The sequence below is a fragment of the Brevibacillus sp. GCM10020057 genome (assembly GCF_042683565.1).
Classification (GTDB): domain Bacteria; phylum Bacillota; class Bacilli; order Brevibacillales; family Brevibacillaceae; genus Brevibacillus.
The window spans coordinates 207,354-222,843 of record NZ_JBHUJW010000034.1 but is presented as its reverse complement, the minus strand read 5'-3'; the positions used below and the strand labels follow the sequence as shown (position 1 = coordinate 222,843).

At 55.0% G+C, this 15,490-nt stretch carries 17 protein-coding genes; all 17 read left to right on the top strand.

The features are described 5' to 3' along the window. The first annotated feature begins 231 nt into the window (after positions 1–231). Positions 232–1,284 (top strand): SurA N-terminal domain-containing protein, encoded by a 1,053-nt coding sequence (locus ACFSO0_RS11415; RefSeq protein WP_376880164.1) that lies wholly within the window; start codon positions 232–234, stop codon positions 1,282–1,284. Positions 1,285–1,449: 165 nt separating this feature from the next. After that, complete coding sequence (locus ACFSO0_RS11410) at positions 1,450–1,806, top strand: hypothetical protein (protein ID WP_376880162.1); 357 nt, start codon at positions 1,450–1,452, stop codon at positions 1,804–1,806. Between the two features lie 157 nt (positions 1,807–1,963). Continuing rightward, positions 1,964–2,890, top strand: a complete 927-nt coding sequence (locus ACFSO0_RS11405; protein WP_376880160.1) for a DMT family transporter — start codon at positions 1,964–1,966, stop codon at positions 2,888–2,890. 606 nt (positions 2,891–3,496) lie between these two features. After that, positions 3,497–4,519: a cytochrome c oxidase subunit II gene (gene coxB, locus ACFSO0_RS11400; RefSeq protein WP_376880158.1), complete on the top strand. Its 1,023-nt coding sequence runs from the start codon at positions 3,497–3,499 to the stop codon at positions 4,517–4,519. A gap of 57 nt (positions 4,520–4,576) precedes the next feature. Beyond that, entirely contained in the window at positions 4,577–6,421 is a 1,845-nt protein-coding gene (gene ctaD, locus ACFSO0_RS11395; protein ID WP_376880156.1) for a cytochrome c oxidase subunit I, read from the top strand. Continuing rightward, complete coding sequence (locus tag ACFSO0_RS11390) at positions 6,421–7,047, top strand: cytochrome c oxidase subunit 3 (protein ID WP_376880154.1); 627 nt, start codon at positions 6,421–6,423, stop codon at positions 7,045–7,047. The genes ctaD and ACFSO0_RS11390 overlap by 1 nt, the downstream gene beginning before the upstream one ends. Before the next feature lie 3 nt (positions 7,048–7,050). Beyond that, entirely contained in the window at positions 7,051–7,365 is a 315-nt protein-coding gene (locus ACFSO0_RS11385) for a cytochrome C oxidase subunit IV family protein (RefSeq protein ID WP_376880151.1), read from the top strand. 244 nt (positions 7,366–7,609) lie between these two features. Then, on the top strand, positions 7,610–7,909 hold the full coding sequence (locus ACFSO0_RS11380) for an EthD family reductase (protein ID WP_376880242.1): 300 nt from the start codon (positions 7,610–7,612) through the stop codon (positions 7,907–7,909). 5 nt (positions 7,910–7,914) lie between these two features. Next, positions 7,915–8,382 (top strand): hotdog fold thioesterase, encoded by a 468-nt coding sequence (locus tag ACFSO0_RS11375; RefSeq protein WP_376880149.1) that lies wholly within the window; start codon positions 7,915–7,917, stop codon positions 8,380–8,382. Positions 8,383–8,482: 100 nt separating this feature from the next. Beyond that, complete coding sequence (locus tag ACFSO0_RS11370) at positions 8,483–8,869, top strand: PaaI family thioesterase (protein ID WP_376880146.1); 387 nt, start codon at positions 8,483–8,485, stop codon at positions 8,867–8,869. A gap of 28 nt (positions 8,870–8,897) precedes the next feature. Then, positions 8,898–9,683 (top strand): enoyl-CoA hydratase-related protein, encoded by a 786-nt coding sequence (locus ACFSO0_RS11365; protein WP_376880144.1) that lies wholly within the window; start codon positions 8,898–8,900, stop codon positions 9,681–9,683. Positions 9,684–9,734: 51 nt separating this feature from the next. Beyond that, positions 9,735–11,063: a phenylacetate--CoA ligase PaaK gene (gene paaK, locus ACFSO0_RS11360; protein ID WP_376880141.1), complete on the top strand. Its 1,329-nt coding sequence runs from the start codon at positions 9,735–9,737 to the stop codon at positions 11,061–11,063. Positions 11,064–11,094: 31 nt separating this feature from the next. Continuing rightward, positions 11,095–11,868 carry an enoyl-CoA hydratase-related protein gene (locus tag ACFSO0_RS11355; RefSeq protein ID WP_376880138.1) on the top strand — a complete coding sequence of 258 codons (774 nt, stop codon included), beginning with the start codon at positions 11,095–11,097 and terminating at the stop codon, positions 11,866–11,868. Positions 11,869–11,877: 9 nt separating this feature from the next. Beyond that, the gene (locus ACFSO0_RS11350) at positions 11,878–12,654 is read left to right on the top strand and encodes an enoyl-CoA hydratase-related protein (protein ID WP_376880136.1); all 777 of its coding nucleotides are present in this window, start codon (positions 11,878–11,880) and stop codon (positions 12,652–12,654) included. Between the two features lie 22 nt (positions 12,655–12,676). Beyond that, positions 12,677–13,534, top strand: a complete 858-nt coding sequence (locus ACFSO0_RS11345; protein WP_376880134.1) for a 3-hydroxyacyl-CoA dehydrogenase NAD-binding domain-containing protein — start codon at positions 12,677–12,679, stop codon at positions 13,532–13,534. Next, the gene (locus ACFSO0_RS11340; protein WP_376880132.1) at positions 13,518–14,273 is read left to right on the top strand and encodes a 3-hydroxyacyl-CoA dehydrogenase family protein; all 756 of its coding nucleotides are present in this window, start codon (positions 13,518–13,520) and stop codon (positions 14,271–14,273) included. Before ACFSO0_RS11345 ends, ACFSO0_RS11340 begins: the two co-directional genes overlap by 17 nt. Beyond that, entirely contained in the window at positions 14,273–15,469 is a 1,197-nt protein-coding gene (locus tag ACFSO0_RS11335) for a thiolase family protein (protein ID WP_376880129.1), read from the top strand. The genes ACFSO0_RS11340 and ACFSO0_RS11335 overlap by 1 nt, the downstream gene beginning before the upstream one ends. Positions 15,470–15,490 lie beyond the last annotated feature (21 nt).

Here is a 15,490-nt window from a genome sequence, read left to right as displayed (position 1 = left end):
AAATGAGTTCGCTCTTTATAGTAGAGAGAATTGCATCGCATCCAAACCTACTACGGCATGATTTTATCTCCGTCTCAAGTCTGACTCGCAACGTTTCGCCGCAATCCGTACAACCGGGTGCAATGGGCGACGCCTTTTTTGTGACGCTCCCGAGAAATCGGGTAAGCGTACAAGCAATCATCTCGTCCGTTTCATATAAAAGAGAGTAAAAAGAACGGAGGAGGTGGGCCCATGACGCCGGGGAACAACGACACACCAAAAGATTTGGATCAGCAGCTACAGCGTATCTATCAACGTCTGGACAAATTCGAGGAACGACTTGACAAGCTGGAAGGAAAAGTGACAGTAGCCACGAAATGGCTGGAGCGAATGGAGCATCGGTTGGAGCGAATGGAGGAAGTGCGTGCAGAGTTCGTACAGGCATTGACCAAGTTGCAGACGGAAATCGCGCTAAAATCGGGGATGACAGACAAAGAGAAAGACATCATACTCGCTTCTTCTTGTAAAGGGAGGCTTGCTGTGTTTAGAATAAGTGAAATGTGGAAAACGTGTGTAAACCCATTCCATTTTTCTACCGCATCTCCCGGCTATACTGGAGGGCAAGCAAAAGAAAGAGAGGATCTCCCTGTGAAGAAGTTTGATGTTTCCGTTCTTTCGGCATCCATCCTGCTGGTCGGGCTGGTAATTCTCGGCGTCTATCAGTCCGGACAAAAAGATCTCGATCCTGCTCTGGCGAAGGCTGGCGATACGCAGATCACACAGTACCAATTGTACGATGAGATGAAAAGCCTGTATGGAAAACAGATGATGAGCGAGCTCGTCGCTCAATCGTTGATCAAGCAGGAAGCAAAACTGCAACATATATCGGTATCCAGGGAAGAACTGGACAAGGAAGTCAATGCGATGAAACAGCAGATCGGAACCGACCAGGCTTTCCGTGATTACTTGAGCAGCATGGGTATGAACGAACAGAAGCTGCGCGAGAAGATGGAAGTGCTGCTTACGCGCGACAAATTGTTGGACAAGGCGTTCCCGGTGACAGAGGAGCAAATCCAGCAGTATTACAACGCAAACAAGGCTCAGATGGGGTCGCCTGCACCGGAGCTGGACAAAGTCCGGGAGCAGATCAAATCGGTTCTGGCGGATCAAAACCGCAGTGAGAACTACAGCAAATGGATGGAAACCATCGAGAAAAATCACAAGGTTGAGTGGTATGATCCGACATTGCGCGAGGTGACAGAGGGTGACAACGCCCCGGCACCGACTGAAGCGGAGACGAAATAAACAAGGGATCGCAAAAAGGCCTGTGTCGCAGCGAGTTCGCGGCACAGGCCTTTTTGCGCCTTTGCACCCGCGTTCTTTTCCCCGCACTGTTGCCCTGCAAAAAATAATGCGGTAAGCAGCGCGCGTTAGGGAATACTGTAAAAAGCGAAAAGGAGGCAGATGAGTGTGGACGGTTTATGGATGAAGCTGATCGCAAGTCCAGTGGTGGTCGTATTGGCGGACGCGCTGTTTCCGGAAGTGGATTATTCCTCTCTCTATTACTCGATTGGCGTCGGCTTCGTATTGGCCGTGGCAGGATATTGGCTGGAACGTTCGATATTGCGGCCCGGCACCCTGTGGCTGAGCACGGCGCTCGACATGATCGTCGGTTTTATCGTGGTGTACGGAAGTGCCTTTGTCTTGCCGTCCGCAGCCAGAATTACGCCAATGGGCGCGGGCTTTGTGGCGATTTTGTTCGGCGTGGCAGAGTATTTGCAGCACGGCTGGCTGATCCGCACCGGGCGAGTCACGAAAGCGGAATAACGAAATGGCCATGGAAGGCGAACGGCCGCACACTCGAAATGAGAGTGTGCGTTTATTTTTTTGCGGACTCGCTTTGACAGCCACAGAACAGGCACGCTATTCTACTGGAAGAAGAAAATACGACAGCCTGCAGGCTGAACGGGCTTGAGGGGGAAATATGCGGGCAATCATGTTGGGTGTAGTCGCTTCTCTCTTTTTCGCGACTACCTTTGTATTGAACAGAGCGATGGAATTGTCGGGCGGCAGCTGGCTGTACAGCGCCTCTTTGCGGTATTTGTTTATGGTGCCGTTTTTGCTGGCGATTGTCGGGCTGCGGCGGCAGCTCGGTCCGCTCTGGGCAGAAATGAAAAGTCGGCCGTGGCAATGGCTGGTGTGGAGCTTCGTCGGTTTCGGACTGTTTTACGCGCCGCTCTGCTTCGCGGCCATCTACAGCCCAGGCTGGCTGACGGCCGGTACCTGGCAGGTGACGATCATCGCCGGTTCGCTGCTCGTCCCTTTGTTTGGTCAGAAGATTCCGATGAAAGGACTGCTGCTCTCCTTGATTATTTTGGCCGGCGTTGCCCTGATGCAGGCGCACGAGGCCAGCGCGGTGGGGCTGAAGGAGGTGCTCTTCGGGATCGTCCCGATCGTGCTGGCAGCTTTCGCCTATCCACTCGGGAACCGCAAGATGATGGCGCTCACGCAAGGGCGGATCGACGCCTATCAGCGCGTGCTGGGGATGACGCTTGCCAGTCTGCCTTTTTGGCTGCTGCTCGGAGTCGTCGCTTGGGTCACCGAGGGGCCGCCCAGCAGCAGCCAGACGCTGCAATCTCTGATCGTGGCGCTTTCCTCCGGGATCGTCGCGACCGTGCTGTTTTTTCAGGCGACGGACATGGCAAAGGGAAACGCCCAGCAGCTGGCAGTCGTGGAAGCTACACAGGCGGGAGAGGTCGTCTTCGCCGTAGCGCTGGAGGTGCTCTTTCTGGGCGTACCGCTGCCGGGAATATGGTCCTGCGCCGGGATGCTGCTGGTCATTGCGGGGATGGTTCTGCACAGCAATGCGGCAGCTGTGCCGGAAGCGAAAAAACAGCGGAAAGCATCGTGAATCAACCCGTATTCTCGCGGCCAGCAGGCTGATTTGCCCGTGGCGGTCTGTGGAGATGCGCCTATCCTGTCTGTTTGCTGCCGCGATGTGGCATCCAGGGGATTCACTTCCATTTGTTCCGTTGTTGAATGCTTTTTGCGATTTTGTCAAGAGGTCTCTTTTCTCTGTGTCGCGCATGGACGCAATTACCGGAAAACACCGCCTTGACGAACGCGAAAAAACCGTGCAATCCGAACCTGCTGAAGGCCTATGCAACCAGTGAAAACGGTCACATTTCACCGCTTTCTCCTTGTTTCTGTAAGAACAGGGTTCGTTTGACTCGAAAGTTCACAAATTTGTTCATAAATTTGTTAACAAAATGATAACAAATAGCCTGTAGATTAAGGAAAATTTATGTATACTTAAATGGTTACCACGCGCGAATAGAAGTCTGCAATCCTTGCTCTATCTGTTTGTTTTTGGAATGGTTGCTAATACTTTTCGTAGTTGGGTATTATATGTGGGAAAGTAGAAAAGGGCCATTCTTGCAAGGAAAAGAGCTATGAAACTTCTAGTTGCAAGCGTGGCTAGAACGTTACCAACACGAAGAAAGAGGGGTTCATGGGTATGAAGGGTTGGCAACAGTTTTGGCGTCAGCTTTCGCTGTTTGGTCTGCTGGCGCTGGCATTAACCGGATGTGGCAAAGATGAGCTCTCCACTCTCAAGCCTTCCGGTCCCGTTGCAGCGATGCAGTTTGACTTGATGAAGCTGTCCTCCGCAATCATGATCGGCGTTTTCTTTGTCGTTATGCTGATCTTCACGTACGTCCTTATCCGATACCGCAAGCGTCCGGGACAGCAGGGGATTCCGAAACAGGTGGAAGGCAATCATGCACTTGAAATTCTTTGGACAGTAATTCCATTCCTGCTTCTGATTGTTATGGCCGTCCCGACTGTGGCAACCGGTTTCACGCTTAACAAGGAGTACACAAAAGAGGAAGCGCTTCAAGTGAATGTGACGGCGCATCAGTTCTGGTGGGAATTTGAGTACCCGGATCTCGGCGTAGCGACTGCGCAAGATTTGGTGCTGCCAGTAGGCAAAAAAATTCAATTCCACGTGACGTCTGCTGACGTTATGCACGCATTCTGGATTCCGGCGCTTGGCGGTAAAATCGACACCAACCCGGGCCAGGAGAACAGAATCTGGCTGCAAGCTGACAAGACAGGCATTTTCTACGGGAAATGCGCGGAGCTCTGTGGAGCGTCCCACGCCTTGATGGACTTCAAGGTAGAAGTAATGGACCAGGCTGCATTTGACAACTGGGCAAAAGGCATGAAGGGTGTTCAATCCGCAGAACCGGCAACTGCTACCAGCGCAAGCGCAGCTCAAGGTCAGGAAATCTTCAACAAGAGCTGCCTGGGATGCCACGCGATTGCGGGCAAAGGCGGCAAAATGGGTCCAAACCTCACCAACTTCGCAGACCGCGAACGTGTAGCGGGCATCCTTGCTCACACGCCGGAAAACATTGCAGAGTGGCTGAAAGATCCGCAAAAGGTGAAGCCGGGCAACAACATGCCGAACCTGAATCTGGAAGACGCACAAGTGAAGGCGCTTGTCGATTATCTGAATACACTCAGCGTGAAAAAGTAAGGTTTGTCAAAAGAAATTACCCGTCATAGGCAGTGACGCTTAAAAGGAGGTAAACCTGTGTCTGCACATGCTTCTCACGCACCAAAGCGCTCAGGGCTGTGGGATTGGCTCACGACAGTGGACCATAAGAAAATCGCAATCCTGTATTTGATTGCCGGTGGGATTTTCTTCCTGGCTGGCGGTTTTGAGGCCCTGTTGATTCGTTTGCAGTTGATGTATCCGGAGTCTTCTGTCGTTGGTGCCAAGACGTTTAACGAATTGATCACCATGCACGGCACCACGATGATCTTCCTGGCAGTAATGCCGATCATTTTCGCTCTGATGAATGCAGTCGTTCCGCTCCAGATCGGTGCACGCGACGTAGCATTCCCGTTTGTGAACGCACTTGGTTTCTGGCTCTTCTTCTTCGGGGGAGTGCTGCTGAATACGAGCTGGTTTTTGGGCGGCGCTCCTGATGCCGGCTGGACATCGTATACGACTTTGGCTTTGAACCGTTACAGCGGCCACGGCGTAGACTTCTACGTACTCGGTCTGCAAATTGCCGGTCTCGGTACGCTGATTGGTGGTATCAACTTCCTGGTAACCATCATCAACATGCGTGCGCCAGGCATGACGTTCATGCGCATGCCGCTGTTTACCTGGACATCCTTTGTTACATCCGGTTTGATTCTGTTTGCATTCCCGGCGATCACGGTCGGTCTCGTTCTGTTGATGTTTGACCGTCTGTTTGGCGGTAACTTCTTCAACCCGGATGCGGGCGGGAACGTTGTCATTTGGGAGCACATCTTCTGGATCTTCGGTCACCCGGAAGTATACATCCTGATTCTCCCGGCGTTCGGTGTCATTTCCGAAGTAGTTTCTACCTTTGCAAGAAAGCGCCTGTTCGGTTACAGCTCCATGGTATTCGCGACAGCGCTGATCGGTTTCCTTGGCTTCATGGTGTGGGCTCACCACATGTTTACGACAGGTCTGGGCGCTATCGCCAACACGCTGTTCGGTCTGGCAACCATGCTGATTGCGGTACCGACAGGGATTAAAATCTTCAACTGGCTTTTGACCATGTGGGGCGGTCAAATCCGCTTCACCACAGCGAGCCTGTGGGCAGTCGGTTTCATTCCGACGTTTACAATCGGTGGTATGACAGGGGTTATGCTCGCCATTCCGCCTGCTGACTACCAATACCATGACAGCTACTTCGTAGTCGCTCACTTCCACTACGTAATCGTAGGGGGCCTCGTGTTCGGGCTCTTCTCGGGTCTGTACTACTGGTGGCCAAAAATGTTCGGGAAACTGCTCAATGAGACGTTGGGTAAATGGAACTTCTGGACCTTCTTCGTCGGTTTCCATCTGACGTTCTTCCCGCAGCACTTCCTGGGTCTGATGGGGATGCCGCGCCGCGTCTTCACTTACCTGAAAGATCAAGACCTTGATCTGGGCAACTTTATCAGTACGATCGGCGTATTCGGTATGACAATCGGTACCATCCTGTTCCTCGTGAACATTGTTGTCACGGCAAACAGCTCCAAACGCGCTCCTGCCGATCCTTGGGATGGACGCACGCTGGAATGGTCGATTCCTTCGCCGCCGCCAGAGTACAACTTTGCACAGACTCCGCTGGTACGCGGCCTGGATGCATTCTGGATCGAAAAAATGGCTGGCAACAAAGGCATGACGCCTGCTGAACCGCTGGGCGATATCCATATGCCGTCGCCATCGTTCCTGCCGTTCCTGATGTCTGTCGGCTTGTTCATCGCGGGTTACGGTTTCATGTACCACAACTATGTGGTCGTCGTGATCGGTATGCTGGTGACCTTCGCTTGCATGTTCACCCGTTCTGTCAAGGACGATCCGGGCTATCATATTCATGAGGACGAAATCGAGGATAAGGGGGTTAAGGCTTAATGGCTATCCATCACGCAAATGCAGTTTTGCCTGACGAACCGGAAAAAGCCACCCTTGAGGGCAAGAACAAGATTCTTGGCTTCTGGCTCTTCCTTGGCGGAGAGACCGTTCTCTTCGGTTCCCTGTTTGCAACCTTTCTCGCGCTGCGCGACCAGGCAAACGGAGGCCCGACTGGGAAAGAACTGTTCGGACTGCCGCTGGTTGCCGCTGCGACCCTGCTCCTGCTCACCAGCTCCATGACAGCCGTAATGGCGACCCTGGCGCTGCACAAGAAAAATCTGAAGCAGATCCAGGTATGGCTGACCATTACCGTATTGCTCGGCCTTGGATTTCTGGGACTGGAGATTTACGAGTTCATGCATTACGTGCACGAAGGCCATAAAATCTCGTCCAGTGCGTTCGGTTCTGCCTTCTACACCTTGGTCGGATTCCATGGAGGCCACGTAGCGTTCGGGATTCTCTGGATCATCCTTCTGCAAGTATCGGCAACGAAAAAAGGGCTGACGGTAGTGACCGCTCCGAAGTTCTACCTGGCTTCCCTGTACTGGCACTTTATTGACGTTGTCTGGGTGTTCATCTTTACCGTGGTATATCTCATGGGTATGATCGGTGGAAAGGTGGGATAAACAATGGGAGCACATACAGAAGAAGGAGTGCGCAAGCCCAAAGTAAAGCACGACAGTCCGAAAAGACATCTCGTTGCTTTCATCGGTTCCCTCGTACTGACGGCGCTCGCGTTTATCGCGGTAGCCTATGAGGCTGTTCCGTCTGGCTTTACCGTACCGTTCATCGTGGTTTTGGCTTTCGTTCAAGCGCTCTTTCAGCTTTTCGTCTGGATGCACATGGACCAAAAAGGGCATGAGTTCGCACGGATCAGCATTTTTACAGGATTGTTTTTCATCTTGGCGGCGATCATTGTGTTCCTGCTCTGGGTCTGGATCTAATAAGAAACGTGAGGGTGGACTTCGTGTCCGCCCTTTTTTCATTGTCCGAATACACGCAGGCTTCTCTCCGTAGGCTAAAGAGAGGGGTTTTTTGCGTGATCAGTCGGGGAAATGGAAAAAGGAAAATGCTTGCGCCGATTCTGAAGAGTTTATATAATAAAAACTATAACGTGCGTGAAAATAACGTTATATTAATTAGTCGTCACATGTTTGGACAATTTCTAATAGGAAAGCAGGGATCATGATGGTAAAATTGGTAGCTGTTTATCGTAAACCGGAGGATGTCGAAGCATTTGACAAGCATTATAATGAAGTCCATGCTCCGCTGGCTGCAAAGATGCCGGGCTTGATCAAGATGGAAGTGAGCAAAATTTACGGTGCACCAATGGGTGAAAGTGACCTGCATCTGATCGCTGAAATGTATTTTGAATCCAAAGAAGCATTGTTGGAAGCGTTATCATCTCCGGAGGGACGCGCTGCAGGAAAAGATTTGCGCGGGTTCGCAGGATCGCTCGTCACCATGCACTTCGCGGAAGTGGTGTAGGCGAGATGAGCGGGAAGATGATCGTTGACGAACGCAAACTTCATCAGGAACGATATGAAGAAATTCTGGAAAAACTGAAGCAAGACCAGTATGCGCAATTTCTTGGAATCCGATTGCTCGAATTGGGCGAAGGGACAGCGACAGCCGAGTTGACAGTCGCACCGCACATGCTGAATGCACACGGCACCGCGCATGGGGCCGTCATCTTCTCGCTGGCAGACTTCGTGTTTGCCGCCGCCTGCAATTCGTACGGCAAAACGTCTGTGGCCCTGTCGATGAACATCGGCTTTTTGGCGGCTGGGTTCAACGGCAATCGCCTGGTGGCGACTGCGACAGAGGAGAAGAAAAACAATCGAACGGCATGGTACCGCATTCGCGTGGAGAGCGAGAATGAACTGATCGCGACGCTGGACGCGCTTGCTTACCGGAAGAACGAGTATTTCGTATCGGTTGGGGAGCAAGAGGGAAAATAACGAAATAGGTCATGATTGAAAACAGCACAAAGGATGCCGATGCAAACTGCAAATGGCTCCTTTCACTGTTTTACGTGACAAGAAGAAAAGGGGACCAGCAATGTCTGAAAGAATCCGCAACCGGTTCAACGACTACCTGGGCATCGAGGTCATTCACCGCGATGAGCAAGGCTGCAAGGTAGCTCTGAAAATCCGCCCTGAGATGTACAACAGCATCGACGGCGTTGTCCATGGAGGGGTCACTTCCACGCTGGCCGACGTTGCCATGGGCCATGGCGCTGCACCGCACATCGATGGCGTGCAGCAGTGCGTCACCGTCGAAAGCAAGATTCAATATTTGTATCCGGCGCGCGGGGAGCTGCTGGAGGCGCAGTCGTACGTGCTGAAAAGCGGCAGGAGCCTGATTATCATGGAAGCGCGCGTCACCTGTGACGGCAAGCTCGTAGCAGTGGCGACAGGCACCTACGCGCGGACGCAGAAAGCCTGAATACAGCAGTTGCACGAGGAGGACGAAGATGAATCTGGAAACCGTGCGTTACGAGAGGGATGGGCATATCGGGGTAATCACCCTCAACCGTCCGGACGAGTTGAATGCACTCAACTACGATACGCTGCATCGTTTGGGTGAGATCATCGAGGACATTCGCTTGAATTCCAAAGAAATTCGCGTTGTTCTGGTCAAGGCAGAGGGACGCGCCTTCTGTGCAGGGGCAGACCTGAAGGAGCGCCGTACGCTGAATGAGCAGCAAGTACGCCGCAATGTGCGCAAGATTCGCGACGTGTTTACGGCACTGGAGCGATTGCCGCAGCCGACGATCGCGCTGATCAACGGCTTTGCCTTCGGAGGCGGCTTCGAGCTGGCGCTGGCCTGTGATTTCCGCTACGCGCTGGCAGAGGCGAAAATGGGTTTGACCGAAGTAAGCCTGGGCATCATTCCGGGTGCGGGCGGCACACAGCGCCTGTCGCGTCTGATTGGTCCGTCCAAGGCCAAGGAGCTGATCTTGACGGCACGCAAAATCACGGCAGAAGAAGCCCTGCAGTTCGGCTTCGTAAACGGCGTGGCCAAAGATCTGGCAGAGCTGAACGAACTGGCAGAAAGTCTCGCGCAGGAGATTTTGGCAAACGCGCCGCTCGCCGTCTATCAGGCGAAGGCAGCGATTGACCGCGGCAGCAGCGTCGATCTGCAGACAGGGCTGGACGTGGAGACGATGTGCTACGAAGTGATCATTCCGACCAAGGACCGGGTAGAAGCGCTGGAAGCCTTCCGCGAGAAGCGCAAACCGGTGTTCAAAGGCGAGTAACTCAGGATAGGGAAAACGATAAAGAGAACGTTGAGAAATGAGGGAGACGATATGATTTTTAACGTGGAAATGGAAACGCTGTCAAGAGAAAAGATGACAGAATTGCAACTGAAACGTCTGCAAGAAACCGTAAAACGTGTATATGAGCGAGTCCCCTTTCATAAAAAGGCGTTTGATGAGGCGGGAGTAAAACCGGAAGATATCAAGTCCATCGAAGACATTCAAAAGCTGCCGTTCATGAAGAAGAAAGATCTGCGCGACAACTACCCGTTCAACCTGTTCGCTGTCGACATGAAGGAAGTAGCACGGATTCACGGTTCGTCCGGCACGAAAGGCAAACCGACCGTCGTCGGCTACACGAAAAACGACCTCGACAACTGGGCGGAAATCGTGGCGCGCGCGATCTGTTGTGCGGGCGGAGAGCCAGGGGACATTTTTCACAACGCGTACGGCTACGGCCTGTTCACGGGAGGTCTCGGTCTGCACAACGGTATCGAGCGCATGGGGGCAGTAGCTGTTCCGGTCTCCGGCGGGAACACGCCTCGGCAAATCACGCTGATCGAGGACTTCAAGCCGCGCGGCATTTCCGGCACGCCGTCCTACATCCTGAACATCGTCGAAGAAATGAAAAAGCAAGGAATCAACCCGCGTGAGACGAGCGTCAAATACGGCATCTTCGGCGCAGAGCCATGGTCCGAGGAGATGCGCGCGCAGCTGGAAGCGGAGCTGGACATCAAGGCGATCGACATTTACGGCCTTTCCGAAGTAATGGGTCCGGGCGTGTCCATCGAGTGCCATGAGGCGCAGGATGGCCTGCATATCGCAGAAGACCACTTCTATGCGGAGATCATCGATCCGGAAACAGGCGAAGTGCTGCCGTACGGTCAGGAAGGCGAGCTGGTATTCACGTCGCTGACCAAGGAAGCATTCCCGGTGATTCGCTACCGCACAGGCGACATTGCTTCCCTCAATCCCGAGCCTTGCAAATGCGGACGCACCACGATGCGCATGTCCCGTATCAAAGGCCGCGTAGACGATATGCTGATCATCCGTGGCGTCAACGTATTCCCGACGGAGATCGAATCGGCTCTGCTCACGTTCAAACAGCTGGCGCCCCATTATCAGGTCGTGATTGAACGGGATGGCGCGCTGGACCGTTTTGAAGTTCACTGCGAGCTGACACCGGAATACATGAAAGAAATTGGCTTGATGGAAAGTTCTGCTTTGGGGTCATTGGTGAAAGAAATCAGCCATCTGATCAAAAATACGCTGGGCGTCTCTGTCGTGCTGCGTTTCCTGCCGCCAAACTCCCTCGTGAGAAGCGAAGGCAAGGCCATCCGCGTGGTGGACAACCGCAACAAGACGCAATCAACGGTCTGATCGCATCTGCACCGGAAAGGAGGAAGAGCCCGTGTCCTATGAAACCATCATCGCTACCCGGGAAGAAGGGGTCGGTATTGTCACTCTCAATCGACCGAAAATTCTTAACGCATTGAACCTGAAACTGGTCGATGAACTCGTTGCCGAACTGGAGAAGCTGGACAAAGACCCGGACATACGCGCCATTTTGCTCACCGGCAATGACAAGGCATTTGCGGCCGGAGCGGATATCAACGAAATGGCGGAGGATTCTGCCATCGCGATCATGAAGCGGGATCAGTTCGCCGTCTGGGATCGCATCTCGCTCATCTCCAAGCCGATCATCGGAGCGGTCAGCGGCTTTGCCCTGGGAGGCGGCTGCGAGCTGATGATGAACTGCGACATCGTGATCGCCTCGGAGACAGCGGTCATCGGCCAGCCGGAGGTCAAGCTGGGCGTCATGCCGGGAGCGGGCGGCACGCAGCGTCTGGTCCGTGCCGTAGGACTGCGCAAGGCGATGGAAATGCTGCTCACGGGCGAGCCGATCTCGGCACAGGAAGCATTGCGCTACGGGCTGGTCAATCGCGTCGTGCCGGTAGAAGCCTACTTACAGGAGGCGCTGAAGCTGGCGAAGCAAATCGCTGCCCAGCCGCCCCTCGCCGTACAGATGATCAAGAGGGCGGCGCACAAGGCGGACGACTTGCCGCTGCAGGAAGGCATGGAGTACGAACGCAACGGCTTCTACCTGCTGCTCGCGAGCGAAGACCGCAAAGAAGGCATGCAGGCATTTTTGGAAAAACGCAAACCCCGGTTTACGGGTAATTAGGAGGCGGCCATGTACGAAACGATTCTGTATGAAGTATCGGAAGGCGTTGCAGTCCTGACTCTGAATCGCCCGGATAAATTCAATGCGTTCACGGAAAAAATGAACAAGGAAATAACGGATGCGCTCAAGCAGGCGCAAAAGGACCCGGCTGTCCGCTGCATTTTGCTGACGGGGGCAGGCCGCGCGTTCAACGCGGGACAGGACCTTGGCGACGTAGCAGGCGGGGAAGTGGACTACGGCGGATTTTTGCGCCAGCGCTACAACCCGATGATTCTCCAGTTTCAAAAAACGGAGAAACCGATCGTCGCGGCCGTCAACGGCGTAGCGGCAGGCGCGGGCATGAGTGTGGCGCTGGCTTGCGACATCCGTCTGGCATCGGAGAAGGCATCGTTCGTCAACGCCTTCGTCAATATCGGGCTGGTGCCGGATTCGGGCGGCTGCTACTTTTTGCCGCGCATCGTCGGATTGGGCAAGGCGCTGGAGTTGGCGATGACCGGGGAGAAAGTGTCGGCGCAGGAAGCGCTGCGGATCGGGCTGGTCAACCAGGTGTATCCGGCGGACAGCTTTCAGGAAGATGCCCTGGCGTATGCGCGCAAGCTCGCGGCATTGCCGACGCGGGCAATCGGCCTGATCAAACGGACGATGTACAAAGGTCTCGAAATGAATCTGGAAGAGACGCTCGCCTATGAAGCGTTTGCCCAGGATGCGGCAGGCAGCACAGAGGATCACCGCGAAGGAGTCGCTGCCTTCATGGAAAAGCGTGCTCCTCGTTTCACCGGCCGCTAAGGCGAAGGGGAGGGAAAGAGAAGTGGAGACAAAAACGGTAGGAGTCATCGGAGCAGGAACCATGGGTGCAGGGATCGCGCTCGTCTGCGCCCGCAAAGGACACCGCGTCCTGTTGCTGGACGCGAATCAGGCCGTACTGGAGAGGGCGCTTGGCTATTTGCAATCTGTCCTGACCAAGGACGTGGAGAAAGGCAAGATCAGCGAACAGCAAAAAACGGATACGCTGGAGCGGGTCCAACCCGTGTCTGACATGGAAACATTGGCAGACAGCGACATCGTCATCGAGGCGGTTCCGGAGCGGCTCGACCTGAAGAAAAGCATTTTTGGCGATCTCTCCCGCATTTGCCGGAGCGATGCGCTCTTGTTGACCAACACGTCCTCCATTTCCATCACGGAAATCGCCGGGGGGCTGCCGCATCCGGAGCGGATTCTCGGGTTTCATTTCTTCAACCCTGCGCCGGTCATGCCGCTCGTCGAAGTGATTCGCGGCAAGAAGTCCGGCGAGGAAAACGTGCAGGCGGCGTACCGCTTCGCCGAGGAACTGGGCAAGGTTCCGGTGCTCGTCACGGACACGCCGGGCTTCATCGTGAACCGCATTGCCCGCCCGTACTACAACGAAGCGCTGCGCATACTCGGAGACAACGTTGCCAGCGTGGAGAAAATCGACCGGATCATGAAGCTGGCGGGCGGATTCAAAATGGGTCCGTTCGAGCTGCAGGACATGATCGGCATCGACATCAACTTCGCCACGACCCAATCGGTATACAACGATTTCTTCCAGGAAGGTCGATTCAAACCCAGCCGGATTCAGCAACGGATGGTACAGGCAGGCAGTCTGGGCAGAAAGACGGGGGATGGCTTCTATGACTACAGCAAATAAGACGGTTTTGCTTACGGGGGACAGCCCGCTGCAGGCGGAACTGCATCACATACTGACAACAAACGGGTATCGGGTCGTCTCGCTCGCAGAAGGGGCGGCCGAGCCGGAAGCGATTTTTTTGGCACTGGAAGTAAGCAATCTCGATCTGGACGCGAAAAAGGAGCAGCTGCGTGAAATCGACCGCCTGCTGGCTCCGTCCGTGCCGATCTTGACCACATCGCTGGCGATCACGGCGACGGAAGCAGCCTCCTGGACCAATCATCCACAGCGCGTATGCGGCTTCGGCACGCTGGTCCCGCTGGCAGAGCGCCAGCTGTTCGAGGTGGCGCCTGCCCTGCAGACGGAAGCGGCAGCCATCGAGGCGGCGCAAGCCTTCTTTCACTCACTCGGCAAGGAAGTGGAGCTTGTGGAGGATGAAGTCGGCCTCGTCTTTCCGCGCATTCTCACGCTGATCATCAACGAGGCGGCGTTTGCGCTGATGGAAAAAATCGCGACGCCGCAGGACATCGACATCGCGATGAAAAAAGGTACGAACTATCCGTTCGGCCCCCTCGAATGGGCGGACCGGATCGGGCTGGACGAGATTTACGCCATTTCCAGAGGTCTGCAGCGCGATCTGGCGGAGGAGCGCTACCGCACGGCTCCCCTGCTCCGCAAGCTGGTTCTGGCAAAGCGCTTCGGCGTCCGCAGCGGACAAGGCTTTTACAGCTATGCGCATCTGAGCGGAGGTGAAGCCTGATGGCAGCACGGGAAGAAGTCTACGTAGCGGCGGCCGTGCGTACGCCCATCGGCAAGCTCGGCGGCAGCTTGAAAAACACGCCGATTGACGACCTGACCGCGATTGTCCTGAACGGGGCGCTCGCTCAGGCAGGGCAAACCGGCGACGCTGTCGATGGCGTGATTATGGGGAACGTCATTTCCGCGGGTCCCTTTATCAATATTGCCCGCGTCGGCTTGCTGAAGGCAGGGCTGCCCGAGACTGTGCCGGGTTTGACGGTGAACCGTGTCTGCGCCTCGGGGCTGGAAGCGGTCAATCTGGCAGCCCAGTCCATCATGGCGGGACACAGCAGCGTCATGCTCGCTGGCGGCGTGGAGAACCTGACCCGCTCCCCGTACATCATGGAGAAGTTTGAACAGCCGTATCAGCGCGGCGGACAGACGTTGATGGAGTCGTTCGGCGGTCCGCGCTCGGCCCCCGTCTCTTTGTACGGAGAGCTGACGATGGGCGACACGGCGGAAAATGTAGCCGAGAAGTTCGGGATCAGCCGCGAGGAGCAGGACCAGTTTGCGGCCGAGAGCCAGAGAAGGGCCGTCGCCGCGATCGACGCCGGTCTGTTCCGCGAAGAGATCGTTCCGGTGACCTTGCGCGGAAAAAAAGGCGAAGAAACGATTTTCGACACGGACGAGTTCCCGCGCCGCGATACGAGCGTGGAGTCTCTCGCCAAGCTGCGCCCCGCTTTTCGCAAAAACGGCACCGTGACGGCGGGCAATTCGTCAGGGATCAACGACGGTGCTGCCGCTCTGCTGCTGATGAACAGGGAAAAGCTCGACGCAGCCGGGCTGCAGCCGCTGGGACGCATCGTATATTTCGCAACGGCTGGCGTCGACCCGCGCATCATGGGCATTGGTCCTGTCGCCGCTATCCGCAAGCTGCTCGCGGAGACAGGCTTGTCCCTCGATCAAATCGATCTGTTTGAGCTGAACGAAGCCTTTGCCTCCCAATCGATCGCCTGCATGCGCGAGCTGGGCCTGCCTTCGGAGAAGACCAATGTGAACGGGGGAGCGATCGCGCTGGGGCATCCGCTCGGCTGCAGCGGAGCCAGACTCGCAGGCACGATCCTGTACGAGCTGCGCCGCCGCAAAGGACGGTACGGAATCGTATCCTTGTGCATCGGCGGCGGTCAAGGATTGGCTACGCTGGTGGAAGCCTTGTAGAGCAAACGGGAGAAATGGGAC